A 25,343-nucleotide genomic window follows, 5' to 3' on the forward strand; every position below is an offset into this window, starting at 1 on the left:
TTTTTCATGCAGCCGGCCCGCAGGCCGGCGAAGCGATCAGTAGTACTGGCCGAGATTCACGCGGCGCAGGGCCTCGTGAAGCGTCGGGACGCGGACGTCGGCCGAGCGCTGGGCAACCCGCTCCAGTGAACGCGCCTTGCCGGTGGCGGGCAGTTCGACGTCGGCGGCCTGCTGGCGCGTGGCGATGGCGTTGAGCTCGCTGAGGATGCGCGGGTCCTGCTTGGCGTAGGCCAGGAACTGCTCGTCCGCGCGCTCGGCGGCGCGGCGCCTGGCGGCACCGCGGGTGGAGGCGATGACGCGAGCGGCCAGCGAACGCGCGGTGCCGGCGAACAGCGCCAGGCCGACGAAGGCCACGCCCCACAGCACCATCCAGGCCAGCATCAGGCCGCCCTCTTCGGTGACCGTCATCAGCCGGTCGGCGACGACCAGCAAGGACGACACGATGGCCGCCAGCAGCAACGCGGCGAGGCCGCGGGCGCCATCGAAACCGCGGCGGGCGGCGCGGACGCGCTCGAATGCCGCCTCGGCGCGAACGATGCCGGGGTGCGTTACGGGCTTTTCAACGTGGATGAAGCTGGTCATGGTGTTCCTCCTGAAAGGACTAGAGGCCGGAGCCGATGCCTCGATATTAGGGGTTACCCTAGTGTTTTGCCACTTTATCTTGCTGATGTTTATCATTCACATTACTTATGGATGTCAACTTTCGCACGCTCGATCTGAACCTGCTTCGCGTGTTCGACGAGGTGATGGCGGAGCGCAACCTCACGCGCGCCGCCCGGAACCTGTCGATCACCCAGCCCGCGGTCAGCAACGCGCTGCGCCGGCTGCGCGAGGTTCTCGGCGACGAGCTGGTGCGGCGCGCCGGCGCGGGCGTGGAGCCGACGCCGCGGGCGCTGGCGCTGTGGCCCACGGTGCGCGACGCGCTGCGACAACTGCAGCACACCCTGGCCCCGGGTGAATTCGATGCCGGGACCGCCGACACCACTTTCCTGCTGGCGATGGCCGACGCCACGGCCGCCGAACTGATGCCGGGCCTGATCGGGATCGTCGAGGAGGAGGCCCGCGCGGTGTCGCTGCGCGTGCTGCCGCTGACGACGCGCGACCCGCGGCGGATGCTGGAGCAGGAGGAAGTCGACGTCGCGATCGGCTACTTTCCGGCCGTGGTCGCCAGCCTGGCCGCCCGCGGGCAGTCCGGCGTCGGCGCGCCCTTCGAGACGCAACGGCTCTATGTGGGGCAGTACGTGTGCGTCATGCGCCGCGGCCATCCGCTGGCGGATGCGCCGTTGACGCTCGACAGCTATTGCGCCGCCCGCCACCTGCTGGTGAGCTTCTCGGGCCGGCCCTACGGCTTCATCGACCAGACGCTGGGCGCCATGGGACGCGAACGGCGCATCGTGGTCACGGTCAACCAGTTCTTCACGGCCGGGCGGGTGGTCGCCAACTCGAACCTGCTGACGGTGATGCCGCGGCATTTCGCACGCGTGACCGGCATCGACGATCACCTGGTGCTGCGCGAGCTTCCCTTCGACCAGCCGCTGGTGCATGTGGATGCGCTGTGGCATCGGCGCGCGCAGCATGCGCACGCGCACGGGTGGCTGCGCCAGGCGCTGCTGCGCTCGGCCGGGGCGGCGTTTGCCGGTTCGCCGAGCGAGCCGGCGCCTTGACGATCAGCGGACGACGCTGAGCCAGGCGCTGGCGGCGGCGCGCAGTTCCTGGGCGTGATGGGCATCGAGGCCGGCACGGCGGTCGGCGCTCTGCAGCAGGATGGCGGCCGGGCTGTCATCGACGGCCTTGTCGGCCGGGCGGAGGAAACGAGCCACGAGGGCAATGAGGTGAAACATGGTGGTGCGCTGCCCCGACGGGCTGCGCCAAGTGACGATGAACCAAGGTTAAGGGTTTTCCCTAGTTTATCAAGCCAGAGGTTATGCGCAACACGCATGAAGGCATCGTCTAGACTGCATCCATGAAGCTTCAGTTGCTCTCGGATCTGCACATCGAAGTGCATCCTCAGCTCCAGATCGCCCCGGCGCCGGGCGCCGACCTGCTGGTGCTTGCCGGCGATATCGGCTCCTACCAGGAGGGATCGCGCCTCGTGGCGCCCGATTTCGGGCTGGCCCGCTTTTCGCCGCGCCATGGCTGGCCGGTCCCGGTCATCTATGTCCCGGGCAATCACGAGTACGACAACGCGGATTTCGACGAGGTGCACAGCCGGCTTCGAGAAACCTGCGAGGCGCTGGAGATCGGCTGGCTGGAGCGCGAGACCCGGACGATCGACGGCGTGCGCTTCGTCGGCACCACGCTGTGGGCGGATTTCGACGCGCTGGTCGAGCCCTCGGACACGCTGGGCGACGCCCTCAAGAAGCGCGGCAAGGCCATGCGCGCGGCCAACTTCTATCTTGAGAAAGCCGCCACGAGGCGCGCCGGGGAGATCTTCCTCGCGGACGCATTAAGGGAGCACTCACTGACATGCCAGGAATGGCTGCGCAACGAACTCGCCCTGGACTTCGACGGTACGACCGTGGTCATCACGCATTTCGCGCCGACGCTGGCGAGTGCCGATCCGCGCTATGGCCTGAGCCCCGGCACCGCGGGCTTCTGCAACTCGCTGGACGAACTGCTGCCCCGGGCCGATCTCTGGCTGCACGGCCACCTGCATTGCCACTTCGACTACGTCAAGGACGGCTGCCGCGTGGTCGCGAATCCCCTGGGCTACATGGGCAAGGGCGAGCAGGAGGACTTCAGGCCCGAGCTGCTGATCGAGGTGCCGCGGCGGCCTGAGCGCGCCGGCTGACGAGCGGCCGGCACGGGATCGCGCCGCGATGCGGCCGCCCCCTATGATCGGCGCGCATTCGCAGCAGGGGATACGCGTGCTCAACGGCTTGTGGCTTGGCTTCTTTCTCACGGCGGCAGTGGCGGCGCTCGCGCGCTGGCTGCTCGGCGGCGACGCGACCGTGTTCGCCACCGTGGTCGAGAGCCTGTTCGCCATGGCCCGGCTCTCGGTCGAGGTGATGGTGCTGCTGTTCGGCACGCTCACGCTGTGGCTGGGCTTCCTGCGCATCGCCGAGGCCGCGGGCATCGTGGACCGCCTCGCCCGGCTGCTGGCACCGTTGTTCCGCCGCCTGATGCCCGAGGTGCCGGCCGGGCATCCGGCGCTCGGCCTCATCACGCTCAACTTCGCGGCCAACGCGCTCGGGCTGGACAACGCGGCGACGCCGATCGGCCTCAAGGCGATGCGCGAATTGCAGACGCTCAATCCGAGCGCGACGACCGCGAGCAATGCACAGATCCTGTTCCTGGTGCTCAACGCCTCGTCGCTGACGCTGCTGCCGGTCACGATCTTCATGTACCGCGCGCAGCAGGGTGCGGCCGATCCGACGCTGGTGTTCCTGCCGATCCTGCTGGCGACCAGTGCCTCGACGCTGGTCGGGCTGCTGTCGGTGGCCTTCATGCAGCGGCTCAGGTTGTGGGACCCGGTGGTGCTGGCCTACCTGCTGCCCGGCGCGCTGCTGCTCGGCGGCTTCATGGCGCTGCTCGCGACGCTCTCGGCCACGGCCCTGGCTTCGCTCTCCTCGCTGCTCGGCAACCTCACGCTGTTCGGGCTGATCGTCGGCTTCCTGCTGGCCGGGGCGCTCCGGCGGGTCCGGGTCTACGAGTGCTTCGTCGAAGGCGCCAAGGAGGGCTTCGATGTCGCGAAGAACCTGCTGCCCTACCTGGTCGCGATGCTGTGCGCGGTCGGCGTGCTGCGCGCCTCGGGCGCGCTCGACCTGGCGCTCGAAGGCATCCGCTGGGTCGTCGGGCAGACCGGCTGGGACACGCGCTTCGTCGACGCGCTGCCGACCGCGCTGGTCAAGCCCTTCTCGGGCAGCGCGGCGCGCGCGATGCTGATCGAGACCATGCAAAGCCAGGGCGTCGACAGCTTCCCGGCGCTGGTCGCCGCCACCATCCAGGGCAGCACCGAGACGACCTTCTATGTGCTGGCGGTCTATTTCGGCGCGGTCGGCCTCCAGCGCGCGCGCCATGCCGTGGGTTGCGCGCTGCTGGCGGAACTGGCGGGCGTGATGGCGGCCATCGCGGTCGGCTACTGGTTCTTCGGTTGACCGCCTGAGCCGGCGGCAGCGACCTCGCTCCCGATCGGCCAAAATGGGCCTCCAACTGCCCGCCCTCCCGTGACCGCTCCCGCCCAGGCGCAACCGCCCTCCTTCTCCCTCCACGAGTTCCGCGCATCGCTCGGCATGTTCGCCACCGGCGTGACCATCGTCACGGCGCGGGCCGCGAACGGCGCGCTGGTCGGCCTGACGGCCAATTCCTTCAATTCGGTCTCGCTCGACCCGCCGCTGGTGCTCTGGAGCCTGGCGCGCGGCGCGGCATCGATGGCGGCGCTGCGGACCGGCTCGCACTACGCGATCAACATCCTCGCCGCCAGCCAGAAGAGCCTGGCGGAACGCTTCGCGACCAAGGACGTCGATCGCTGGCGCGAGGTCGTCTACACCGAGGGCATCGGCGGTGCGCCGGTGCTGGTGGGCGCGGCGGCCAGCTTCGAGTGCTTCAACCGCAGCCGCTACGACGAAGGCGACCACGTGATCTTCGTCGGCGAGGTCGAGCGCTGCACCCACAGCGCCGGCGCCTCGCCGCTGCTGTTCCACGGCGGGCGCTTCTACACGGAGCATCCGCTTTGAAGGCGGCGCCGGTGGTGCTGCTGGCGGTGGCGTGCGCGGTCGAAGCCGCGGCGGCGCAGGAGGCACCGAAGCCCGAGAAGCAGAACTGGTTCGACGACCCGTTCTTCCAGGTGGCTTCGGGCATGCCCAACTGCCCGGTGCCGGAAGGCCCGTTCATGACCTCGGAGGAACGGCGCGCGCAGATGCACTCGCGCCTCGAGCGGGGCACCAGCTGCTGGCTGGCCGGCCGCTGCGCCGACAGCAACGCCTACCGCTACGACAAGGCGCTGGCGCCCCAGGTGCAGGCGGCCCTGGCGAAGGTGCCGGGCGTGCGGCGCGGCAGCGTCTGGGTCGTGATCCAGCGCCGCTGGGTGTACCTGCAGGGCTGCGTGCCTTCGCGCGCGCTGGCCGCGTCGCTGGACCGTGCCGTGCGCACGGTGCCCGACGTGGAGGTGGTGCTGCCCGAAATGATGATCGGCACGCGAGGCCGCCCGCCCTACCCGGTCGCGACGCACTGAACAGACAAGAAGAATGATCGAACGCAAGCACCACCTCGACCCCCGCGCGACCGCCCTGCTGGTCGCCTGCTGCGCCTTCTGGGGCTTGCAGCAGATCCTGATCAAGACCACGGTCACCGAAGTGCCGCCGCTGTGGCAGGCCTCGATCCGCATGGCGGGGGCGGTGGTGCTGCTCTGGGCCTGGTGCGCCCGGCGCGGCGTGCCGCTGTTCGAGCGCGATGGCACGCTGCCGGGCGGGCTGCTCGCGGGCGCGCTGTTCGCGGGCGAGTTCATCTGCATCTACATCGGGCTCCAGCTCACGACGGCATCGCGGCTCACGGTGTTCCTCTATACCTCGCCCTTCGTGGTGGCGGTGCTGCTGCCGCGCTGGGTGCCGGCCGAGCGGCTGCGCGGCGTGCAGTGGGTGGGGCTGGCGATCGCCTTCGCGGGCGTGGTGCTGGCCTTCAGCGAGAGCTTCGGCCACAGCACTTCGGCCCAGTTGCGCGGCGACGCGCTGGCCCTCGCCGGCGGCGTGCTGTGGGGGCTCACCACGCTGACGATCCGTGCCACCCGGCTCGCCACCGCCAGCGCCGAGAAAACACTGTTCTATCAAATCGCCGTGACCGCGGCGATCTCGCCGCTCCTGTCGCTGCTGCTCGGAGAGCGCTGGGGCTTCGCCTACTCGGCCTATGCCTGGTTCTCGATCATGCTGCAGACCGTGATCGGCGCCTTCGCGAGCTACCTGGCCTGGATGTGGCTGCTGCGCCACTACCCGGCCACGCGCATTTCCTCCTTCACCTTTCTGACGCCGCTGTTCGCGCTGGTGTTCGGCGTGCTGCTGCTCTCGGAGCCGCTGACGCTGCAGCTCGTGCTGGCGCTGACCGGCGTGGCACTCGGCATCGTGCTGGTGAACCGGCGGCCCGGAGCGCCGGAATGAACTTCCAGCCGGTGCTCGACGCCATCGATGCCGAGCTGCGCCCGCTGCTCGGCGCGGCGGGCCAGGTCGCCAGCTACATCCCGGCGCTGGCGCGCGTGCCGGCGCAGCAGTTCGGCATCGCGCTCAGGACCTGCGACGGCCAGGAGGCCTCGGCCGGCGATGCCGCCACGCCGTTCTCGATCCAGAGCATCTCGAAGCTGTTCACGCTGACGCTCGCGATGCGGCGCCTTGGCGACGTGCTGTGGGAGCGCATAGGCCGCGAGCCTTCGGGCAATCCCTTCAATTCGCTGGTGCAGCTGGAACACGAACAGGGCCGGCCGCGCAACCCCTTCATCAATGCCGGCGCGATCGCGGTGGCCGATCGGCTCGTGAGCCTGGGCCACGCCAAGGCCGACCTGCTCGCGCTGATGTCGAACCTCTGCGGCGAGGCGATCGCCTACGACGAGGAGGTGGCCGCCTCCGAGGCCGTGACCGGCTTCCGCAACATCGCGCTGGCGAACTTCATGAAGAGCTTCGGCAAGATCGACAACGATGTGCGCGAAGTGCTCAGCCTGTACTTCCACCAGTGCGCGATCCGCATGAGCTGCCGGCAGCTGGCGCGCGCCGCCGGCTTCCTGTGCCGCGACGGCGCCCATCCGATCGACGGCGAGCCCGCGATCACGACCGAGCGGCATGCGCGCCGCATCAATGCGCTGATGCTGACCTGCGGCACCTACGATGCCGCCGGCGACGTCGCCTTCTCGATCGGCCTGCCGTGCAAGAGCGGCGTCGGCGGCGGCATCGTTGCCGTGGTGCCCGACCAGCTCACGCTGTGCGTCTGGTCGCCGGCGCTCGATGCCACCGGCAATTCGCTGCTGGGACTGAAGGCGCTGGAGCTGTTCACGGCCCGCACCGGACTTTCCATTTTTTGAATGCCTTCATGACAGACACAGACACCGACGCCGCCCCCCCGATCCAGGAAGCCACCCTCTGGAGCGACGAGCTCTGGACCGCGCGCGTGATCAAGAACGAAGACGACGACGGCTGGGCCGTCGCGATGACGCGCCAGGGCGATCCGGAGCCCGCGCTGGTCGGCCCCTGGACCATGGGCCGCGACAAGAAAAATCCCAAGCCGCTCGATGCGCCGGCCTTCCACACGCTGGTGAAGACGGCCAGCGAAGTGCTGCGCCGGCACGAGCAGCAGCTGCATGCGCAACTCAACAAGAGCGTCAGCGTCGGCGTGGGAACGGAACGCGTCCGCGTGTCGCTGCAGATCGTGCCCGACGAGGACAACCCGCATGCGATGCTGAGGGCGCACGACGACGCCGGCAGCGAGCTCGCCGAGCTGCGCGTGAAGCCCGACTTCAAGCTCAACGCCGCCAGCGCCGAGGCGTGGATCGACGGCGGCTTCCAGAAGCCGCGCTGAAGGCAAGGGCATCGGCGTTCTGGTCTACGCTTCGCCATGCACTTCCTTCCTGCCCTCCTGCTGTTCCTCCATCTGCTCGCCGCCGCCTTCTGGGTCGGCGGCATGGCCGTGATGCATTTCGCCGTGCGTCCTTCGGCGGTGGCGACGCTCGAACCGCCGCTGCGCCTGCCGTTCATGGCCGCCACGCTGGCACGCTTCTTCGTCGGTGTGTCGTGCGCCATCGGCGTGCTGCTGGCGAGCGGCCTGCTGCTGGTCTGGGCCAGCGGCGGTTTCGCGCAGGTGCACTGGAGCGTGCACGCGATGTTCACCCTCGGGTTGGTGATGATGGCGCTGTTCCTGCACCTGCGCTTCGCGCCCTATCCGCGGCTGCGGCGCGCGGTCGCCGCGAGCGAATGGCCGGCGGCGGCCGCGAACCTGAACCTGATCCGCAAGCTGGTCGGCGTCAACCTGATGCTGGGCGTGGCGGTGTTCGCTCTGGCGGTGGTCGGCCGGGCGCTGTGAACGCGCCTTGCGTGGCGGTCCTTGCCTAGCGCTGGCTGAACGTCGCGAGGATCTGCAGCACGCTCTCGGTGGCGCCATCCAGCGCCGCGCGCGGCCGATGGGCGATGCCGAGCCGGCGCGTCAGCGGCGGGCGCAGCGGCAGCATGCGCATGCGTTCGTCCAGCGGGTTGTCGCTGGCCGGCAGCACCGGCAGCACGGCGGCGCCGTAGCCCGCGGCCACCAGACTGCGCATCGCGGCGTCGTAGTTGAGCTCGATGCGCGCGCGCGGCGCCTCGCCCGCGGCGGCGAACCATTCCGTCGTGAGCCGATACATGTGGGTGCTGGCGTCGTTGGCGATCAGCGGCTGCCGGGCCAGCCATTTCGGCGTCGCGCGCTGAGGCGACTTCCACTTGCGCGGCACGAAGGCCATCATCGGCTGATTGCGCCAGCGCGTGACCACCAGGTCGCGCAACGGCGGCTGCGGCATCGCCACCAGGCCGATGTCGAGCGTGCCCATGGCGAGCCGCGCCATCGCGTCGTTCGAACCCAGGATGCTGACTTCGACGTCGATGCCGGCGTGGCTTTCCTCGAGCGCTTCGAGCACCTGCGGCAGCAGGTCAACCACCACACCGGTGGAAGTGCCCAGGCGCACCCGGCCGGTGCGCCCCTCGGCCTGGCGCCGCACCGCCGCCACCGCCTCGTCGGCATCGCGTAGCAGTTGGCGGGCGCGCTCGACCAGCGCGGCGCCGGCCGCGGTCGGGGCAATCCGGCGATTGCCGCGCACCACCAGCTTCGCACCGAGCCGGGATTCCAGCTCGCTGACGTGCAGGCTGACCGTGGGCTGCGCCAGGTGCAGCGCCCGGGCCGCGGCCGAGAAGCTGCCGAGGTCGGCGATCGACACCAGGGTGCGCAATTGGTCGAGGTTGAGTTGTCGCATCAGGAAAGCTGATCGGAGTTGACAGGATTCTCAACTTCCACAATAGCACGCAGGCTTGCAAGATGGCCATCCATTCGAGGAGCCACACCATGCAGTCGAGAAAGCCCGCCTTCGCCGTCCGTCTGTTCGAGGCGGTTCGCAAGGCGCGCCGCCGCGGCCGCGACCGGCACCAGCTGTCGGCCATGAGCGAGCGCGAATTGCGCGACCTGGGCGTGGGACGCAGCCAGATCCCCGGGCTGATCAAGCCGCCGGGTTGAGAGCCCCCACGCTCCCTCACTTCGTGTGGTCGCTGCCCCCCGAGGGGGCCGCAAGCCGCCTTGGGGCGACCCGGCGCCGGCCTGCCCCTCAGCGGTGCTGAGGCACCGCCGCGTGCGCGACGCAGCTATGCGCCGTGTGCTGCGGATGTTCGGCCAGCAGCGCGGCCGTGACGCCGTTGGTCCAGCCGAAGCCGTCCTGCAGCGGGTACTCGCCGCCCGCGCCGCCGGCGGTGTCATCTTGCTCGACGCGCCGCAGCGCGTACTTCTCGACCAGCTTGCCCTCGCGCTCGTAGAGCGCCGCGACGGTCGCCAGCCAGCGCCTGGCGATGGTGCGCGACAACGCCTCGTGGCCGTAGTCCGCCAGCCCGCGCACCGCCATCCATTGCAGCGCGGCCCAGCCGTTGGGCCGGTCCCATTGCTGGTCGCTGCCGCACTCGGTGGTCGAGAGCCCGCCGTGCGCCAGCATCCGCTGCGACAGGGTGCGGGCCAGCGCCTGCGCCTGCTCGGGTGTCGCGACGCCCACGAACAGGGGCACGACGGTGGCCGCGGTCAGGCAGCTGCGGCGGGCGCCCAGACGCCAGTCGTGGTCGAAAAAGGCGCCCTGCTGCGGATCCCAGAAGAGCTCGACGATCGCCGCCTTGCGCGCCTCGGCCCGCTGCGCGAACTCCAGCGCGCCGATGGCGTCGCCGGCCTGCGCCGTGAGCTCGGCAAGCTTGCATTCCAGCTTGTGGAGGAAGGCGTTGAGGTCCACCGGCAGGATGTCGGTGGTGCAGAGGGTCGCGAGCGACGCGGCCGTGGCGGCGCGCACATGGCCGCATGGCGGCGATTCGCGCGTCGGCACCGGCTCGCGCAGCCAGCGGGTGCTGAAATCCCAGCCCGACTCGCAGGCCGCGCGGATGTCGCGATAGATCTCGGCCGGCTCGCGTTCGCAGGCCTGCGCCGTGGCCACGTCTTCGAGCCAGGACTCCTCGCGCGGGGTGTCGCGCTCGTCCCAGTAGCGATTGAGCAGCGCGCCGTCGGGCAGCCGCACCACGCGCCGGCTCGCGTGGCCCGGCGCCAGGCCCTCGCTGCCGTTCATCCACCAGGCATGTTCGCGCCGCAGCTGCGGCAGGAAGTCGAGTTCGGCCCCCGCACCCAGGCGCTGCGCAAGCTCGGTCATGAGCGCGAACACGGGCGGCTGCGAGCGGCCCAGGTAGTAGCTGCGCGTGCCGTTCGGCACATGGCCGTAGGTATCGAGCAGATGGGCGAAGTTCTCGACCATGCCGCGCACCAGCGGCCGGTGTTCGTCGCCGGCGAGTCCCAGCAGGGTGAAGTACGAGTCCCAGTAGTACAGCTCGCGAAAGCGCCCGCCCGGCACCACGTAGGAATGGGGCAGCTGCAGCAGCGAGGAGCGCAGCGGATGGGCCTGGGGATGCCGCGTCAGCACCGGCCACAGGTCGCCGATGTGGTCCGCGATCGGCTGGCCGGGCACCGAGACGTAGTCGCTCGGCGCCGGTTCGATCAGCTCGAAGTTCGCCTGCACGAAGGCCGGGAGATCGAAGTCCGGCAGGCCGGACTGCGCCCGGTAGGCCGCCAGGATGGCCTCCGGCTCGGCGCGCGGCGCGCAGTCGACGAAGGTCTTGCTGTCGGAGAACACGCGGGTCGACTGGACCGCGGTGAAGAGCTCCTGGTAGCGGTCCGCCGGCGTCAGCGTGTCGGGCGCGGGTGCGGCAGCGGCGCGCGTCGTGCGCTCGCCGGTGGCCGCGCCCGGATGGCTCACACCACGCCTGCAGCGCGCAGCGCGGCGCGCTGCCCTTCGTCGAGGCCGAGTTCGGCCAGCACCTCGTCGGTGTGCTGGCCCAGGGCCGGGGGCGCGTTGCGCAGCACCGGCGGCGTGGCCTGCAGCCGCAGCGGACTCGCGACCCCGACGATCTGCGCGATGCCGTCGCCCGCGTCGCGCGGCAGGGTCACGGCCAGGCCGCGGGCCTTGACCTGGTCGTCGTCGAAGGCCTGCGCGATGTCGTTGATCGGCCCGCAGGGCACGGCCTTGTCCTCGAGCAGCGCGATCCATTGCGCGGTGGTGCGCGTGCGCGTCACGACCTCCAGCTGCGGGATCAGGACCTCGCGGTGCTTGACGCGCAGCGAATTGGTGGCGAAACGCGGGTCGACGGCCCAGTCGGGCTGGCCGGCCGCCTCGCAGAAGCGCGCGAACTGGCCGTTGTTGCCGATCGCCAGCAGCATCGCGCCGTCGGCGGTGCGGAAGTCCTGGTAGGGCGCCAGGCTCGGATGGCTGTTGCCCTGGCGCTGCGGCGCGACGCCGGTGTTGAGGAAGGCGCTGGCCTGGTTGGCGAGGATTGCCATGCCGACGTCGAGCAGCGCCATGTCGATGTGCTGGCCGACACCGGTGCGGTGCCGCACTTCGATCGCGGCCAGGATCGCGGTGCTGGCATAGACGCCGGTGAACAGGTCGGTCAGGGCCACGCCCACGCGCAGCGGTCCGCCGCCCGGAACTTCGTCGGGCCGGCCCGTGATGCTCATCATGCCGGTGGTGGCCTGGATCATCAGGTCGTAGCCGGCGCGCGAGGCGTGCGGGCCGTCGTGGCCGAAGCCGGTCACGCTGCAGTAGATCAGGCGCGGGTTGGCCGCGCGCAGGCTCTCGTGGTCGAGGCCGTATTGCTTGAGCCCGCCGGTCTTGAAGTTCTCGACCAGGATGTCGCTTTCGGCCGCCATGCGCTTGAGCAGCGCCTGGCCATCGGGCGAGGCCATGTCGATCGTGACCGAGCGCTTGTTGCGGTTGCAGGCCGTGAAGTAGGTCGCCTGGTGGGTGTCGTTGCCTGCCGCGTCCTTCAGGAACGGCGGGCCCCAGGTGCGGGTGTCGTCGCCGACGCCCGGACGCTCGATCTTGACCACGTCGGCCCCCAGGTCCGCGAGGATCTGGGTGCACCACGGGCCCGCGAGCACGCGCGAAAGGTCCAAGACCTTGAGGCCCGCGAGGGCGCCCTGCGTGACGGCGGGGGTGGTCATCAGTTCGCGAAGGCGGCGATGCCGGTCTGCGCGCGGCCGAGGATCAGCGCATGGATGTCGTGCGTGCCTTCGTAGGTGTTGACCACCTCGAGGTTCACCAGGTGGCGCGCCACGCCGAACTCGTCGCTGATGCCGTTGCCGCCCATCATGTCGCGCGCCAGCCGCGCGATGTCGAGCGCCTTGCCGCAGGAGTTGCGCTTCAAGAGCGAGGTGACTTCGACCGAGGCGGTGCCCTCGTCCTTCATGCGGCCCAGGCGCAGGCAGCCCTGCAGGCCCAGCGTGATCTCGGTCTGCATGTCGGCCAGCTTCTTCTGGATCAGCTGGTTGGCCGCGAGCGGACGGCCGAACTGCTTGCGGTCGAGCGTGTACTGGCGAGCGCGGTGCCAGCAGTCTTCAGCCGCACCGAGCGCACCCCACGAGATGCCGTAGCGGGCGCTGTTGAGGCAGGTGAAAGGACCCTTCAGGCCTTGCACTTCGGGGAAGGCGTTTTCTTCCGGGCAGAACACGTTGTCCATCACGATCTCGCCGGTGATGGATGCGCGCAGGCCGACCTTGCCGTGGATCGCGGGAGCGCTCAGGCCCTTGAAGCCCTTCTCGAGCACGAAGCCGCGGATCGGGCCGACCGTGCCGCTTTCGCTGACTTCCTTGGCCCAGACCACGAACACGTCGGCGATCGGGCTGTTGCTGATCCACATCTTGGCGCCGCTGAGCGAGTAGCCGCCGGGCACCTTCTTGGCGCGCGTGACCATGCTGCCCGGGTCGGAGCCGTGGTCGGGCTCGGTGAGGCCGAAGCAGCCGATCCATTCGCCGGTGGCGAGCTTGGGCAGGTACTTCTGCTTCTGCGCCTCGGTGCCGAATTCGTTGATCGGCACCATCACGAGCGAGCTCTGCACGCTGGCCATGGAACGGTAGCCGGAGTCGACGCGCTCGACTTCGCGCGCGATCAGCCCGTAGCAGACGTAGTTGAGGCCGGGGCCGCCGTACTGCTCGGGGATCGTCGGGCCCAGCAGGCCCAGGGCGCCCATCTCGCGGAAGATCGCGGGGTCGGTCTCGCCGGTGCGGAAGCCCTCGATCACGCGCGGTGCGAGGCGCTCCTGGCAGTAGGCATTGGCGGCATCGCGCACCATGCGCTCGTCGTCGGTGAGTTGCTGGTCGAGCAGCAGGGGGTCGTCCCATTGAAAGGCGGCGTGGGCCATGTGAAGTCTCCGTTGAGGGGTGCTGAGGTTGGCCCCGATCGTAAGCGCGGCGAATGGCGAGCGCAAACGACGATTCCACACCCAGTTATGCGCTTCGAGAACTTCAAAGCACAATGCCGCAGGGGCTCGCCATAGCTGCGAGCGCACATCCAACTATGTAACGCCCGCATACCATGCGCCGAAAAATCCCCTCCACCCAGGCCCTGATCTGCTTCGAGGCCGCCGCCCGCCATGAAAGCTACACGCGCGCCGCGCAGGAACTCGCCCTGACGCAGAGCGCGGTCTCGCGCCAGATCACCGCGCTCGAAGCCTTCCTGGGCATGGCGCTGTTCCGCCGCACCCGCCATGGCGTGGCGCTGACGCCGGCCGGCGCCGACTACGCGCGCCAGATCGCCCGCCAGCTAGACACCATGGAACGCGACACGCTCGACGCCATGGCCCGCCAGGGCCTGGGCGGCTCGCTGCAGCTGGCGGCGGTGCCGACCTTCGCGACCCGCTGGCTGATTCCGCGGCTGCCCGACTTCGCGGCCCGGCATCCCGACATCACGGTCCACATCGAGACCCGCACCCGCCCCTTCCTGTTCAACGAGACCGCCTTCGATGCCGCGCTCTACACCGGCACGCCCGCGCAGGCCGCCAACTGGGCCGGCACGCGGTCGACCGCGCTGCTCAACGAGGACGTGCTGCCGGTCTGCAGCCCGGCCCTGATCGCGCCGCGCGGGCAGCTTTCGCCGGCCGCGATCGCGCGGCTGCCGCTGCTGCAGCAGAGCACCCGCCCCGAGGGCTGGCGCCAATGGTTCGACGCCCAGCGCGTCGAGGCGCCGGGCGCCCACAGCGGCCCACGCTACGAGCTGTTCTCGATGCTCGCCACCGCCGCCGCGCACGGGCTGGGCGTGGCGCTGATGCCGCGCATGCTGATCGAGGCCGAACTGGCCCGGGGCGAACTGGTCGTCGCCTGCGACCGGCCGCTGCGCGGCGAGCGCAGCTACTTCCTGGTGACGCCGGCGGCGCAGGACGAACGGCCCGCGCTCACGCTTTTTCGCGAGTGGCTGCTCGCACAGGCTTCGAAGCCGGGTGCGGCTCCGCCCGATGGGCCTTCGCCATCGCCTCGAGCCCGGCCAGCGCGTAGCGGATGAACTCCTCGGCCAGGCCGCCGCTGTCCTTCCCGATCGCCGGCAGCAGCCGGGCCGGCACTTCCCTGGGCGCCACCAGGATCACCAGGCAGGGCAGCACCGAGAACAGCAGTCCCCGCTGCACCGCCGGGTGCTCCGGCGGCAGATCGAGGATTTCCCCGACCAGCCCCAGCAGCAGCCGGGACTTGGGGCTGATCGCCTTTTCGATCAGCGCCGGCACCGCGGCCGACGGCGTCATCACCTCGCGCAGCAAGACCCGGAAGCCCCAGGGCGTGGTGCCGCGGGCCGAGAGTCCGACCAGGTGGGTCAGCACGGCACGCAGTTTCTTCTTCGGGTCCTCTGTGCCGTGGGTCAGGGCCAGCAGGTCGTCCAGGGCCATGAGCTGCCGATGGGCCTCGATCAGCACGGCCTCGTACAGCGCCTGGCGGCTGCCGAAGTGGTAGTTCACCGAGGCCATCGGCGTGCCGGCGCGCTCGCAGATCTCCTTGCTGGTGCCATCGGCGAAGCCGCGCTCGGCGAACACCTGGCCGGCCGTTTCGAGCAGCAGCGCGCGGGTGGCGTCGCCGTCGGGACGCGGCGAGCGCGGGGCTGGCGCGGGTGGCTTCTTCTTGGCTGTTGCAGGCATGCTTCTCGGAGGGATCCGCCGGGACGGCGAGAGTTCGAATTTAAATTCGGATTCGCAGGGGCCAGTCTACTTCAGCGCCCGCCGGATCGTGGATGATTGCCGGTTGGACACCTGCCGGAGGCGCATGACGCTGGACTACCTGGATTTCGACTACAGCGAGGACACCGAGGGCGTCGGCGTCTTCGACGCGATGGCGAGCACCGGTGCGCAGCAGGTCGCGGCCGTGCACGCCGAGATCGTGCGGGTGCTGGAATGGGCGCATGCCGCCTTCGGCGGACCCGGCGGTCCGGTGGGCGACGGGGGCGACTGGGACTACGACCTGCAGGGCATGCAGGAGATCAACCTGCCGGAGACGATCGCGTTCGATCCGGCGGCAGGACGGCTTCGGGTGCAGGCCGGGCCGGCCGGCGCGGCCCGCCATACGGTGAGCCTGTCGATCAGCGGAACGCCGGAATTCTGCGCGGCGTTCCGCCAGGCGTTCGAGCCGGGCTAGGACCCGTTCACGCGTCAGGGGCGAGCCGGCCCGGGACGCACGAACATCCTCCGTCCTGCGCCCCATCCGCTCCACGCCATCCCCGCGGCGATGAGAACCATCAAGGCCGCGGACGATCGGAAGCTGCCGGTCCAGCCGCGCAGCAGGCCGGCGACGAGCGGGCCGGCGGCGGCGAGCACGTAGCCCCAGCCCTGCGCCATCGCCGAGAGTTGCGCGACCACGGTGTCGTCGGGTGAGCGCATCACGATCAGGCTCAGCGCCAGCGCGAAGGAGCCGCCCTGGCCGCAGCCCAGCAGCACGGCCCAGAACCAGCGCCCGCCCAGCGGCGCGAAGAGGAAAGCCAGCATCGACGCCAGGATGATCGCCGTGAGCCCCAGCGCCAGCCCGCGCTGGTCACGGCAGCGCGCGGCGATCGACGGCGTGACCAGGCAGGTGGCGAGTTGCACGAGGATCGAGACGGCCAGCACATAGCCGGCGGTGGTGCTGTCGAGGCCGCGTTCGCGCAGCATCGGCGGCAACCATCCCATCACGATGTACGCGAGCGACGACTGCAGGCCCATGAAGCAGGTCACCTGCCAGGCCAGCGCATTGCGCCGCAGGCCGCCCGAATGGGTGCGGGCATGGGCCGCCCGAGGCCGTGCCGCAAGCGCCCGGGGCGCCCACAGCAGCAGCACCAGCACGGCCGGCACGGCCCACGAGGCCAGCGCCCGGGTCCACGAGCCGTCGAACAGACGCTCCAGCGGCACCGTGAAGGCGGCCGAACTGGCGGCACCGGCGCAAATGGCCAGCGTGTAGAGGCCGGTCATCATCGCGGCACGGCTGGCGAAGTCGCGCTTGACCAGGCCCGGCAGCAGCACGTTGGCCACCGCGATGCCGGCGCCCGCCAGCGCCGACGAGAAGAACAGCATCGGCAGGCTGCCGGTTCCGCGCAGCAGCGTGCCGATGCAGATCAGGAGCAGGGCGCCGAGCAAGGTGCGCTCCGGACCGAAGCGGCGTGCCAGCGCCGGTGCGGGCGCCGCGAACAGCCCCAGGCACAGCAGCGGCAGTGTGGTCAACAGGCTGGCGCCCGCGGGGGTGAGGCCGGTGTCCTGCATGACCTCGGGCAGCAGCACCGACAGGCTGCCGAACACCGGCCGCAGGTTGAACGCGATGAGGATCAGGCTGAGACCCAGCAGCAGCTGGCGCGAAGCGATGGGAGACGAGGCGCCGGCGAGCGCTTCGGACGCCCGGACGGGAGAAAGCATGGTGCGTTGTTGTTGTGAGGTGCGAATCGCCAGCGACTGTAGCCCGCACCGAGTAGCCGCGCGAACTGATGGGGCAAACACCGCGCTGTTCGACCGATTCGAATGGCGCCGCCGGCTCAACAATCAAGCATGAGCACCCACAGCCTGCGCGTTACAGGACCGGCCCTGGACGCCTGCGTCCTCGGCGGCCCGATGCTCGTGCATTACGGCGAACAACACCTCGGCACCGTGGATCCGGTGCCGGTGAGCCGTGGCGGCACCGAAATCCGCATCGAGCACTTCACGCCCTCCCGCACCGAGGAGGCCCAGCGCCTCCACGGCCTGAAGATCGGCCGGGTGATCCTGCTCGAACTGGTGTCGTTCATCGCCGAGCGCTTCTCGACCGTGACGCTGGTGCGGCTCTGCCTGAACCGGGACATCGAGAGCTACAGCGAAGGCATCACGCTCGCGGCCGAGCGCTCCGAATTGCTGCAGGCGATGGGCGCCAGCCACATCGTGATCACGCCCAAGCCCGACGCCGGGCGCATCGGGCATTTCGTGGTCGACGCCGCCTGGGAATACAACCAGGCCAATCTTGCCGCGCTGGGGGCGACGCTCGAGGTCGAGCGGACCGCCTACGGCGAACGTGAACGCCTGGCCGCGGCAAGGACCCGGCGCAAGGGCTGCTGGCTATTTCGGCAGCGCCCGCCGTCGGCCCGCCGGGCCTAGGCCGGCTCGAGCTCGCGGAAGCAGGCCAGCATCGCGGTCACGCCGGGGGCCTTGAACGAACCCTGCCGCCAGTCCGGCGCCTCGTGGTCCATCTGGGCGCAGAGGTCCTCCCACGCCTGCGCGAGCGCGGCCCATTCCGCCACGCCGGGCTCGGCGACGCGCTGCGCCAGCAGCGGCAACGCGTGGCGCAACGCCGGCACCTGCTCGATCAGGAGCCGGCAACGCCGGAATGCGCCCGCATCGCGGGGCAGCGCCGGCGCCGGCTGCCGATAGTGCCGAGGCCGCACGCCGGTCAGCAGCACGAACAGCCCGAGACTCGAGGGCCCCTGCTCGCCGGCCGCGAGCCAGCGCAGCGACTGCGGGTCCAGACGCAGCGCGGCCCGGCCCAGCTGCGCGCGCATGCGTTCGATGGCGGCGGGCGTCTCGCGCAGGCGCAGCCGCGCCAGCGCCGCGGGGCTGCCGATGACGGCGGTCGCGTCCAGCATGCGCGCCAGGCCCGCGTGGAGCAGCTCGGTGTCGTGGGCCTGCTTCATCAGGGCCAGGAACTCCGGCAGCGGCATGTGGCCATAGACCAGCCGGCACCCTTCGCGTATCAGGATGCGGTAGCCCGGCTCGCCGGAAGGAGGGGTCGTCCGTATGTCCACCCCAATCTATCGGCAGCGACGGCGTGCGCGTACAGGGCGGAAGCGAAAAAAACCGCGGCTCGGGCACACTGGCCGCCGGCACCTCCAACCGGAATCGAATGACATGAGCGCTTCCACCTCATCGCCACGCCCGCTGATCCTGCGCCACGCCGACGTGCTGGTCACCATGGACGCCGCCCGGCGCGAGATCCCCGACGGCGCCGTGGTGACCGAGGGCCCGGCTGTCGCCTGGGTCGGCGCCACGGCCGAACTGCCGCCGGTCTACGCCGAAGCGCTGGCCAGCGGCCGGGCCGAGGCGATCGACCTGCGCGGCCACGTGGTGATGCCCGGGCTGGTCAACACGCACCACCACATGTACCAAAGCCTCACGCGCGCGGTGCCCGAAGCGCAGGATGCCGAGTTGTTCGGGTGGCTCACCAGCCTCTACCTGCTGTGGGCCCGCATCACGCCCGACATGATCCGGGTCTCGACGCAGACCGCGATGGCCGAGTTGATGCTCTCCGGCTGCACCACGACCAGCGACCATCTCTACCTGTTTCCGAACGGTGCCCGGCTCGACGACTCGATCGAGGCCGCCGACGCGATGGGCATGCGCTTCCACGCCGCGCGCGGCAGCATGAGCGTGGGCAAGAGCCTCGGCGGCCTGCCGCCCGACGAGGTGGTCGAGACCGAAGCCGCGATCCTGCACGACAGCGAGCGCCTGATCGGCCGCTGGCACGACCCCTCGCGCCACGCGATGCGCCGCATCGTGCTCGCGCCATGCTCCCCGTTCTCGGTCTCGCGCGACCTGATGCGGCTGTCGGCCGAGCTGGCGCGCGAACGCGGCGTCTCGCTGCACACCCACCTGGCGGAGAACGACAACGACATCGCCTACTCGCGCGAGAAATTCGGCATGACGCCGGCCGAGTACGCCGAGGACCTGGGCTGGGTCGGCCGCGACGTCTGGCACGCCCACTGCGTCAAGCTCGACGAGGCCGGCATCGCCCTCTTCGGCCGCACCGGCACCGGCGTGGCGCATTGCCCGTGCTCGAACATGCGGCTGGCCTCGGGCATCGCGCCGATCGGGGCCATGCGGCGGGCCGGCGTGCCGGTGGGCCTGGGCGTCGACGGCAGTGCCTCGAACGACGGCGCCCATCTGCTCGGCGAAGCGCGCCAGGCGATGCTGCTGCAGCGCGTGGGCTTCGGCCCGGCCGCGATGACCGCCCGCGAGGCGCTGGAGATCGCCACCCTCGGCGGCGCCCGCGTGCTCGGCCGCGACGACATCGGCGCGCTCGCGCCGGGCATGTCGGCCGACCTCGTGGCGTTCGACCTGCGCGGGGTCGCGCACGCGGGCGCCGGCCACGACCCGGTGGCTGCGCTGGTGTTCTGCCAGCCGGGCGCCGCGGCACTGAACGTGATCAACGGCCGGGTGCGGATCCGCGACGGGCGCTTCGCCGATCTGGAACTCGCCCCCCTGCTCGAACGCCACCGCGAACTGGCCCGCACGCTGTACGAAAGAGCACGCCATCCGCATGTGATTTGATGCTGGAACGCAGGGGCCGCGCAGGGGTATGCTTTCCCGGCCCCAAGCCCGGGGCCAGGAACCCCGATGGACGAACCCGACTGCAGCCTCGAACTCTCGCTGGCCCTGCCCGAAGGCTGGACCTTCAACCTCCAGCTCAAGCGCGGCGAAGACCAGTCCTACGGCGGCCTCGCGGAGCTGCACGAGAACGGCGTGCTGCGCTGCCGCATGCTGCTGTCCAACCTGGACAGCGACCGCAAGGTGGCGCTGGACCGCGTGGCGACGCGCGTGGAACTCTGGCTTGCCGAGTGGCAGTCCCGGGACCACAGCGGCAACTCGGGCTTCGGCGACCTCTAGGCGACCTCTGGGCGACCTCTACCCGACTCACCGTTTTCCGTGATGGCGCAACTGCGCATCTCTTTGTATGGTCGAGGGTTCCGCTCCGGCGGACGGACGAATGAAGTTATTGGAAGAGTGAGTCATGCAGCCTGAGGTCGAGATCACGAAACGCGAGGACGGCAGTTTCAACGCGTACGTCGGAATCGGCGACGGCACCCGCCGCTACGCACGCGAGGGCCTGCCTTCGGTCGCCGAATGCCTGCAGGACGCGGCGGCGGCCCTGGGACCCGAGTTCAGTTTCGCAACCGTGATCTACGACCGCCTGCGGCTCGGCAGCTATCCGGTGGCCGTCATGGAGCACCGTGCATTCGAGGTCGCGGACGAATTGCTGACCAAGCTTTCGAACCGTCGCCATCGGGCCTGACGTGCCGCGCGCAGCGGCCGCCGATATGATCGCCGCTCCTCCCCCGAAACCGCGAGCCGCTACATGCTGAACTCCCTGGCGCCCTTCCTGCTGCACTGGGCCATCACCGCCCTGTCACTCTGGGTGGCGAGCTACATCTTTCGCGGCATCAAGTTCGAAAGCACCGGATCGCTGGTGATCTCCGCGCTGCTGCTGGGCTTCGCCAACGCGGTGGTCAAGCCGCTGCTGATCGTGCTGACCCTGCCGTTGACACTGCTGACCTTCGGCCTGTTCCTGCTGGTGATCAACGCGCTGATGATCCTGCTGGTGTCGGCGCTGGTGCGCGGCTTCAAGGTGTCCGGCTTCTGGACCGCGATGTTCGCGAGCATCTTCATTTCGCTGCTCAGCGTGTTCCTCGGCGCATTGGTCGATACGAGCGGCCCGGACGCGATCCAGATGCCCACGATGCCCTCCACCGGAAACTGGTTGTGACTGGCTGCGCGCTCGGCCGGGTCAGCGCGCAACCTTGACCAGCATCAGGCTGGCCGTGTTGCCCTGGCGCTGGGTCAGCACCGGGTGCGCGGTGTCGGTGATGAACAGCAGCTGGTCGCCCTGCAGGATGCGGGCCGACACCGTGTAGCGCATGCGCGGATCGATGCGCGCCGGATCGACGCTCAGTTCGAACGTGAAAGGCACCTGCTTGCCGCCGGCGCGCAAGCGCTGCTCGGCCAGCACCACGGCGGCCACGTCCATGCGCGAGACGTCGAGCAGTTGCACCACGATCTCGGCCGAGGGATCGAGCGCGATGCGCTCGCGGTACGCGACGGAACCGGTCACCCGCAGCGGCGCAGCCGCCTCCGGGGTCGAGGCGCCGGGCGGCGCCGCGCACGCCGTCAAGCATACGGCCCCGGCAGCACCGAGAAGAAGCAGGATCGTGCGTTTTTTCATGCGGCCGGATTGTGCGCCTGCGCATGCCGCGCCGCGAACGCGACGTACCAGTCGAGGCTGCCCGGGTTGGCCATCGCCTCGCGGTTCACGACCTTGTCGATGGGCTGGCCCAGCAGCAGCTTCTTGATCGGCAGCTCCTGCTTCTTGCCCGACAGCGTGCGCGGGATCTCGGCCACCTGGAAGGTGTCGTCGGGCACGAAGCGCGGCGACAACGAAGTGCGGATCGCCTGGTGGATCCGGCCGCGCAGCGCGTCGTCGAGCACCGCGCCCTCGCGCAGCACCACGAACAGCGGCATGTAGCTCTCGCGGCCCAGGTACTCGAGGTCGACCACCATCGAGTCGAGCACCTCGGGCAGGGCCTCGACCGCGTTGTAGATCTCGCTGGTGCCCATGCGCAGGCCCTGGCGGTTGATGGTGGCGTCGCTACGGCCGTAGATGATGCAGCCGCCGTTCTCGCCGATCCGGATCCAGTCACCGTGGCGCCAGACGCCGGGGTAGGTGTCGAAGTAGCTCGACAGATAGCGCGCATTGCCCTCGTCGCCCCAGAAGCAGAGCGGCATCGACGGGATGGGCTGGGTGCAGACCAGTTCGCCGACCTCGCCGAGCACGGGCCGGCCGGCCTCGTTCCAGGCCTCGACCGCGGCGCCGAGGAAGCGGCACTGCATCTGGCCCGGGACTTCGGGCAACTCGCGGTTGCCGCCGACGAAGGCGCCGCAGAAATCCGTGCCGCCGGAAATGTTGTACCACCAGACCGAGGGCGCGCCGGCCGCCAGCAGCTGCGCCGTGCCCCAGCGCTGCACCTCTTCGGCCAAGGGGGAGCCGGTGCTGCCCAGCGCCCGGACGCGCGAGAGATCGCCGCAGTCCTTCGCCTCGAGGCCGGCCTTCATGCAGTTGGCGAAATAGGCCGCGCCGGCGCCGAAGAAGCTGACCCGGTGCCTGGCGACGAAGCGCCACAGCACGCCCCAGTCGGGCTTCTCGCGGCTGCCGGCGGGGTGGCCGTCGTAGATGCAGATGGTCGATCCGAAAGCCAGGCCCGAGAGCTGCGAGTTCCACATCACCCAGCCGGTCGAGCTGTACCAGTGGTAGCGCTCGCCGAAGTTGTTGGCGCCATAGCTCGGACCCAGGTCGTGATGCAGGCCGCCGGCGTACATGTTGACGATGATGCCGCCCTGCCCGTGCACGATCGGCTTGGGCAGGCCGGTGGTGCCGCTCGAGTAGACGATCCAGACCGGGTGGTCGAAAGGCAGCCATTCGGGCTCGAAGGCCGCGACCTCGGCATCGTCGCGCGCCACCGCGGCGGTCCATTCGGCGTCGGCCGCGACCTGCTGCGCGGCATACGGCGTCTTCAGCAGCACCAGCCGGCGCACGCTGGGCAGCGAGGCGCGCAGTTCCTGCACCACGGCGCTGCGATCCAGCGGCTTGCCGCCGTAGTGCACGCCGTCGGCGGCGATCAGCAGCTTGGGCTCGATCTGGCGGAAGCGGTCGACCACCGCGGCCGTGCCCATGTCCGGCGCGCAGACGCTCCAGATCGCGCCGACGCTGGAACAGCCCAGGAAGGCGATCAAGGCCTCCGGCACGTTCGGCAGGTAGGCCGCGACGCGGTCGCCGCGCTCGACGCCGAGCGCGCGCAGCGTCAGCGCGAAGGCATGGACCTGGCGCCGAAGCTCGGGCCAGGACATCTCGCGCACCTCGCCCCGTTCGTTGTCGCTGACGATGGCCGGCATGCCCGCCGCATGCGCCGCGTCCACGTGGCGCAGCACCTCGCGCGCGTAGTTCACCTGGGCGCCCGGGAACCAGCGCGCGCCGGGCATGCGCGCATCGGCCAGCACGGCGCTGGCCGGCGTCGGCGACTGCATGCCGCTGAAGTCCCAGATGCTCTGCCAGAAGGCCGGCAGGTCGGTGACCGACCAGCGCCACAGCGCGTCATAGGTGTCGAAGCTCAGGCCGCACGTGTCGCGCAGCCATTCCTGGTAGAGGCGGATCCGGGGAACGAAGGGGGCTGTGGTTGTTGGGTTCACCCCCGCAGCCTAACGCGCCGGGCGCTGCCGCATCAATGCGGGAAAGCACCGCGCGCCTTGTCGGGGCCGGCCGATCGTGGTGTACTTTCTGCCAGTCCACAAGGAGCAACCATGACCCATCGAAGCCTTGCACTCGCCATTGCCGTCTGCACGGCGGCGGCGCTCGCCGGCTGCGAGCCGAAGCCCAAGGAACCCAAGGCCACGGCGGTGGCGGAGCCCGTCCTCCTGGCACAGTTCGGAGCGGCGACGTCGCCGACCCGTTAAGGCTGGCTCGGCACCCGGGATGGCATATCGGCTCACCTGTTTCGTCGCGCTTCTCGGGCTGCCCCTGCGGCGGGCCGCCTTGCTGCTGGCCTTGCTCCTGACCGCGGCGGCGGGCGTCGGCGCGGCCCAGGAAGCCGCGCCCACCGGCGCTTCGCTGAAGGTCTGGAACCGCCAGGTCTTCGTCTTCCGCGTGCCGATGTTCGGCCTCTCGCCGCAGCAGCGCGCCGATCGCGCCTCCGAGCGCATCCGCGACCTCCCGTTGGCAAGCCTGGGCGCGCCGGTCGAGGTCGCGAACTTCACCCACGAAGGCGTGCCGGGTTACGCGGTGATGCTCGAAGGCGAGACGCTGTTCGCGATCTTCACCAGCGATCTGGAGCCGGGCGACCCGGGGGTGGCGCAGGTCGCCGGGCAGGCCGCCGAGCGGCTGCACCAGGCGCTGCTTGCGAGGCAGGCGCAGAGCAGCACGCGCCGGTTCGCAGTCTCGCTCGGCTGGGTCGCGCTCGCCACGGCGGCCCTCGCGGCGGTGGTGTTCGCGCTGCAGCGGCTGGCCGCCGCCATCGACGCCCGGACGCAGGCCCTGCGCGCGCGCGCGGCCGCGCGGCCCCTGTTCGACGCGCGTCGGATCCTCGTGTCGGCCCTGGGCTACGCGATCCAGTGGATCAAGATCGCCCTGGTGCTGATGGCGGTGTATGTCTGGCTCGCCTACGTGCTGACCCGCTTCCCCTACACCCATCCCTGGGGCGAGTCGCTCGACAGCTCGCTGGTCGCAGTGGCCTCGCGAATCGCGGTCGCGGTGCTGCACGCGCTGCCCGATCTGGCGCTGGTCGCCGTGATCTTCCTGCTGGCGCACCTGGCGGTGCGCGGCCTGCATGCGGTGTTCAATGCCGCGCACGCCAGCGGCGTGAAGGTCGCGGCGCTGCAAGCCGACACCATCGGCGCCACGCGCCGGCTGACGGTGGTGCTGGTGTGGCTGTTCGCGGCGGTGGTCGCCTATCCCTTCATTCCGGGATCCGACTCCGATGCGTTCAAGGGCCTGAGCGTGTTCTTCGGCGTGCTGGTGACGCTCGGCTCGTCCGGCGTGGTGTCGCAGATCATGTCCGGCTTCGTGCTGATCTATTCGCGGGCGCTGCAGCCCGGCGACTACGTGCAGATCGGCGAGGCCGAAGGCTACGTGATCGAACTCGGCACGCTCTCGACCAAGCTGCGCAACCGCCTCGACCAGGAGGTCACGCTGCCCAATTCGCTGGTGGTCGCGACCCGGATCCTGAATTCGAGCGACACCTCCCGGACCAGCGGCCGCGGCATCGCGCTGTCCACCTCGGTCACGATCGGCTACGACAGCCCCTGGCGCCAGGTGCATGCCATGCTCGTGATGGCCGCCGGCCGGACCCCCGACCTGCTGGCCGAACCGACGCCCGAAGTGCGGCAGGTGCGGCTGCAGGATTTCTACGTCGAGTACGAGCTCAACGTCTTCATGCGCGCCGGAGCGCCCAAGTACGACGTGCTCAACACGCTGCACGGCCACATCCAGGACGTCTTCAACGAGTACGGCGTGCAGATCATGTCGCCGAACTTCGTGCTCCAGCCCGCCACCCCGGTGCTGGTGGCCAAGGAGGACTGGCGGCCGCCGCCGGCGGCGTGACGCGGTCCGGATCC

Annotated in this window: 30 protein-coding genes; 19 read left to right on the plus strand and 11 right to left on the minus strand. The window is 70.2% G+C overall.

The genetic code is table 11. The features are described from left to right. Positions 1 to 36 precede the first annotated feature (36 nt). Positions 37 to 582, minus strand: coding sequence for a hypothetical protein (locus AB4Z46_RS27080; protein ID WP_442286647.1), 546 nt, complete (start codon positions 580 to 582; stop codon positions 37 to 39). 107 nt (positions 583 to 689) lie between these two features. Here AB4Z46_RS27080 and AB4Z46_RS27085 point away from each other — a divergent pair, with 107 nt between their 5' ends. Beyond that, positions 690 to 1,664 (plus strand): LysR family transcriptional regulator, encoded by a 975-nt coding sequence (locus tag AB4Z46_RS27085; protein WP_442286648.1) that lies wholly within the window; start codon positions 690 to 692, stop codon positions 1,662 to 1,664. 3 nt (positions 1,665 to 1,667) lie between these two features. Here the strand turns inward: AB4Z46_RS27085 and AB4Z46_RS27090 are convergent, their stop codons facing one another. After that, the gene (locus tag AB4Z46_RS27090; protein WP_442286649.1) at positions 1,668 to 1,841 is read right to left on the minus strand and encodes a hypothetical protein; all 174 of its coding nucleotides are present in this window, start codon (positions 1,839 to 1,841) and stop codon (positions 1,668 to 1,670) included. Positions 1,842 to 1,963: 122 nt separating this feature from the next. On the opposite strand from AB4Z46_RS27090, the gene AB4Z46_RS27095 reads away from it, so the two are divergent. The 8 genes from AB4Z46_RS27095 to AB4Z46_RS27130 all read left to right on the plus strand — a co-directional run bounded on the left by AB4Z46_RS27095 (position 1,964) and on the right by AB4Z46_RS27130 (position 7,995). Next, entirely contained in the window at positions 1,964 to 2,791 is an 828-nt protein-coding gene (locus AB4Z46_RS27095; protein ID WP_442286650.1) for a metallophosphoesterase, read from the plus strand. A 76-nt stretch (positions 2,792 to 2,867) separates the two neighbouring features. Beyond that, positions 2,868 to 4,097 (plus strand): nucleoside recognition domain-containing protein, encoded by a 1,230-nt coding sequence (locus AB4Z46_RS27100; protein ID WP_442286713.1) that lies wholly within the window; start codon positions 2,868 to 2,870, stop codon positions 4,095 to 4,097. A gap of 135 nt (positions 4,098 to 4,232) precedes the next feature. Then, on the plus strand, positions 4,233 to 4,676 hold the full coding sequence (locus tag AB4Z46_RS27105) for a flavin reductase family protein (RefSeq protein WP_442286714.1): 444 nt from the start codon (positions 4,233 to 4,235) through the stop codon (positions 4,674 to 4,676). Further along, on the plus strand, positions 4,673 to 5,173 hold the full coding sequence (locus AB4Z46_RS27110; protein ID WP_442286651.1) for a BON domain-containing protein: 501 nt from the start codon (positions 4,673 to 4,675) through the stop codon (positions 5,171 to 5,173). Before AB4Z46_RS27105 ends, AB4Z46_RS27110 begins: the two co-directional genes overlap by 4 nt. Before the next feature lie 13 nt (positions 5,174 to 5,186). Continuing rightward, positions 5,187 to 6,089 (plus strand): DMT family transporter, encoded by a 903-nt coding sequence (locus AB4Z46_RS27115; RefSeq protein ID WP_442286652.1) that lies wholly within the window; start codon positions 5,187 to 5,189, stop codon positions 6,087 to 6,089. Beyond that, entirely contained in the window at positions 6,086 to 7,000 is a 915-nt protein-coding gene (locus AB4Z46_RS27120; RefSeq protein ID WP_442286653.1) for a glutaminase, read from the plus strand. The genes AB4Z46_RS27115 and AB4Z46_RS27120 overlap by 4 nt, the downstream gene beginning before the upstream one ends. 8 nt (positions 7,001 to 7,008) lie before the next feature. Then, entirely contained in the window at positions 7,009 to 7,494 is a 486-nt protein-coding gene (locus AB4Z46_RS27125; protein WP_442286654.1) for a hypothetical protein, read from the plus strand. 36 nt (positions 7,495 to 7,530) lie between these two features. Beyond that, complete coding sequence (locus tag AB4Z46_RS27130; protein WP_442286655.1) at positions 7,531 to 7,995, plus strand: CopD family protein; 465 nt, start codon at positions 7,531 to 7,533, stop codon at positions 7,993 to 7,995. 25 nt (positions 7,996 to 8,020) lie between these two features. On the opposite strand, the gene AB4Z46_RS27135 is transcribed toward AB4Z46_RS27130, so the two are convergent. Then, complete coding sequence (locus AB4Z46_RS27135) at positions 8,021 to 8,911, minus strand: LysR family transcriptional regulator (protein ID WP_442286656.1); 891 nt, start codon at positions 8,909 to 8,911, stop codon at positions 8,021 to 8,023. Between the two features lie 89 nt (positions 8,912 to 9,000). Between AB4Z46_RS27135 and AB4Z46_RS27140 the strand changes: the two genes are divergently transcribed. Next, complete coding sequence (locus AB4Z46_RS27140; protein WP_442286657.1) at positions 9,001 to 9,168, plus strand: DUF1127 domain-containing protein; 168 nt, start codon at positions 9,001 to 9,003, stop codon at positions 9,166 to 9,168. Positions 9,169 to 9,256: 88 nt separating this feature from the next. On the opposite strand, the gene treF is transcribed toward AB4Z46_RS27140, so the two are convergent. From treF to AB4Z46_RS27155, 3 genes are read right to left on the minus strand one after another with little or no spacing between them, the layout of a single operon-like run. Then, positions 9,257 to 10,927: an alpha,alpha-trehalase TreF gene (treF, locus tag AB4Z46_RS27145; protein WP_442286658.1), complete on the minus strand. Its 1,671-nt coding sequence runs from the start codon at positions 10,925 to 10,927 to the stop codon at positions 9,257 to 9,259. Further along, on the minus strand, positions 10,924 to 12,171 hold the full coding sequence (locus tag AB4Z46_RS27150) for a CaiB/BaiF CoA transferase family protein (RefSeq protein WP_442286659.1): 1,248 nt from the start codon (positions 12,169 to 12,171) through the stop codon (positions 10,924 to 10,926). Before AB4Z46_RS27150 ends, treF begins: the two co-directional genes overlap by 4 nt. Continuing rightward, positions 12,171 to 13,367, minus strand: a complete 1,197-nt coding sequence (locus AB4Z46_RS27155; protein WP_442286660.1) for an acyl-CoA dehydrogenase — start codon at positions 13,365 to 13,367, stop codon at positions 12,171 to 12,173. Before AB4Z46_RS27155 ends, AB4Z46_RS27150 begins: the two co-directional genes overlap by 1 nt. Before the next feature lie 173 nt (positions 13,368 to 13,540). Here AB4Z46_RS27155 and AB4Z46_RS27160 point away from each other — a divergent pair, with 173 nt between their 5' ends. Next, a complete protein-coding gene (locus AB4Z46_RS27160; RefSeq protein WP_442286661.1) occupies positions 13,541 to 14,503 on the plus strand; it encodes a LysR family transcriptional regulator in 963 nt (320 codons plus the stop codon). Here the strand turns inward: AB4Z46_RS27160 and AB4Z46_RS27165 are convergent. Continuing rightward, on the minus strand, positions 14,397 to 15,125 hold the full coding sequence (locus AB4Z46_RS27165) for a TetR/AcrR family transcriptional regulator (protein WP_442286662.1): 729 nt from the start codon (positions 15,123 to 15,125) through the stop codon (positions 14,397 to 14,399). The two genes, AB4Z46_RS27160 and AB4Z46_RS27165, sit on opposite strands and share 107 nt — an antisense overlap. Before the next feature lie 124 nt (positions 15,126 to 15,249). Between AB4Z46_RS27165 and AB4Z46_RS27170 the strand changes: the two genes are divergently transcribed. Continuing rightward, positions 15,250 to 15,618: a hypothetical protein gene (locus tag AB4Z46_RS27170; RefSeq protein ID WP_442286663.1), complete on the plus strand. Its 369-nt coding sequence runs from the start codon at positions 15,250 to 15,252 to the stop codon at positions 15,616 to 15,618. A gap of 14 nt (positions 15,619 to 15,632) precedes the next feature. On the opposite strand, the gene AB4Z46_RS27175 is transcribed toward AB4Z46_RS27170, so the two are convergent. Further along, positions 15,633 to 16,862, minus strand: a complete 1,230-nt coding sequence (locus AB4Z46_RS27175) for a CynX/NimT family MFS transporter (RefSeq protein ID WP_442286664.1) — start codon at positions 16,860 to 16,862, stop codon at positions 15,633 to 15,635. A gap of 129 nt (positions 16,863 to 16,991) precedes the next feature. Between AB4Z46_RS27175 and AB4Z46_RS27180 the strand changes: the two genes are divergently transcribed. After that, positions 16,992 to 17,570 carry a hypothetical protein gene (locus tag AB4Z46_RS27180; RefSeq protein WP_442286665.1) on the plus strand — a complete coding sequence of 193 codons (579 nt, stop codon included), beginning with the start codon at positions 16,992 to 16,994 and terminating at the stop codon, positions 17,568 to 17,570. Here AB4Z46_RS27180 and AB4Z46_RS27185 read toward each other — a convergent pair. Then, positions 17,567 to 18,214, minus strand: a complete 648-nt coding sequence (locus AB4Z46_RS27185; RefSeq protein ID WP_442286666.1) for a hypothetical protein — start codon at positions 18,212 to 18,214, stop codon at positions 17,567 to 17,569. The genes AB4Z46_RS27180 and AB4Z46_RS27185 overlap by 4 nt on opposite strands. Positions 18,215 to 18,317: 103 nt before the next feature. Here AB4Z46_RS27185 and AB4Z46_RS27190 point away from each other — a divergent pair, with 103 nt between their 5' ends. The 4 genes from AB4Z46_RS27190 (at position 18,318) to AB4Z46_RS27205 (ending at position 20,949) form a co-directional block, all read left to right on the plus strand. Next, positions 18,318 to 19,736, plus strand: a complete 1,419-nt coding sequence (locus AB4Z46_RS27190) for an 8-oxoguanine deaminase (RefSeq protein WP_442286667.1) — start codon at positions 18,318 to 18,320, stop codon at positions 19,734 to 19,736. Positions 19,737 to 19,802: 66 nt separating this feature from the next. Further along, the gene (locus AB4Z46_RS27195; RefSeq protein ID WP_442286668.1) at positions 19,803 to 20,072 is read left to right on the plus strand and encodes a hypothetical protein; all 270 of its coding nucleotides are present in this window, start codon (positions 19,803 to 19,805) and stop codon (positions 20,070 to 20,072) included. Positions 20,073 to 20,196: 124 nt separating this feature from the next. Next, positions 20,197 to 20,478: a hypothetical protein gene (locus AB4Z46_RS27200; protein WP_442286669.1), complete on the plus strand. Its 282-nt coding sequence runs from the start codon at positions 20,197 to 20,199 to the stop codon at positions 20,476 to 20,478. Between the two features lie 63 nt (positions 20,479 to 20,541). Beyond that, positions 20,542 to 20,949: a phage holin family protein gene (locus tag AB4Z46_RS27205; protein ID WP_442286670.1), complete on the plus strand. Its 408-nt coding sequence runs from the start codon at positions 20,542 to 20,544 to the stop codon at positions 20,947 to 20,949. Positions 20,950 to 20,970: 21 nt separating this feature from the next. Here the strand turns inward: AB4Z46_RS27205 and AB4Z46_RS27210 are convergent, their stop codons facing one another. Both AB4Z46_RS27210 and AB4Z46_RS27215 read right to left on the minus strand, forming a co-directional pair. Continuing rightward, positions 20,971 to 21,405, minus strand: a complete 435-nt coding sequence (locus tag AB4Z46_RS27210) for a YbaY family lipoprotein (RefSeq protein ID WP_442286671.1) — start codon at positions 21,403 to 21,405, stop codon at positions 20,971 to 20,973. Continuing rightward, the gene (locus AB4Z46_RS27215) at positions 21,402 to 23,423 is read right to left on the minus strand and encodes an acetoacetate--CoA ligase (RefSeq protein WP_442286672.1); all 2,022 of its coding nucleotides are present in this window, start codon (positions 23,421 to 23,423) and stop codon (positions 21,402 to 21,404) included. Before AB4Z46_RS27215 ends, AB4Z46_RS27210 begins: the two co-directional genes overlap by 4 nt. A gap of 111 nt (positions 23,424 to 23,534) precedes the next feature. On the opposite strand from AB4Z46_RS27215, the gene AB4Z46_RS27220 reads away from it, so the two are divergent. Beyond that, entirely contained in the window at positions 23,535 to 23,687 is a 153-nt protein-coding gene (locus tag AB4Z46_RS27220) for a hypothetical protein (protein WP_442286673.1), read from the plus strand. A 19-nt stretch (positions 23,688 to 23,706) separates the two neighbouring features. Beyond that, positions 23,707 to 25,329, plus strand: coding sequence for a mechanosensitive ion channel family protein (locus AB4Z46_RS27225; RefSeq protein ID WP_442286674.1), 1,623 nt, complete (start codon positions 23,707 to 23,709; stop codon positions 25,327 to 25,329). Positions 25,330 to 25,343: the final 14 nt, after the last annotated feature.

The sequence above is a fragment of the Variovorax sp. M-6 genome, from assembly GCF_052114385.1.
Classification (GTDB): domain Bacteria; phylum Pseudomonadota; class Gammaproteobacteria; order Burkholderiales; family Burkholderiaceae_C; genus Variovorax.